General features: G+C 47.1%; 1 protein-coding gene. It reads left to right on the plus strand.

Annotation, left to right across the window (positions count from 1 at the left end; all coding sequences use genetic code 11):
- Positions 1–69 precede the first annotated feature (69 nt).
- A complete protein-coding gene (locus Q4563_RS20670) occupies positions 70–192 on the plus strand; it encodes a hypothetical protein (protein ID WP_303605849.1) in 123 nt (40 codons plus the stop codon).
- The last annotated feature ends 69 nt before the right edge of the window (positions 193–261 follow it).

Here is a 261-nt window from a genome sequence, read left to right on the forward strand (position 1 = left end):
TACTGGTCCAAACCTGTCAGTGCTTGGTATGAGAAAGGTAAAGATGACCCATAGCTATTAATGATGCGCATGGAACTGAAAGATGCCGAAATCTGGACAGCCGACCCCAGCATCAAAGGAATGTTTAAGCTATTCACCGGCAAACAAATTGATCCCGATGAGATGGGCGATCACGCACGCGTCAACGTTTAGATACAAGCGTGTTTTAGGAAGGGAGCTAGCTCCCTTTTTAACGGCTCCCTTCAAACACCGCCTATGTAC

This window comes from Gilvimarinus sp. 1_MG-2023, assembly GCF_030548285.1.

Bases quoted from the DNA above. Each gene is read 5' to 3' on its own strand.
- Q4563_RS20670 (WP_303605849.1), top strand. From the start codon at position 70: ATGGAACTGAAAGATGCCGAAATCTGGACAGCCGACCCCAGCATCAAA.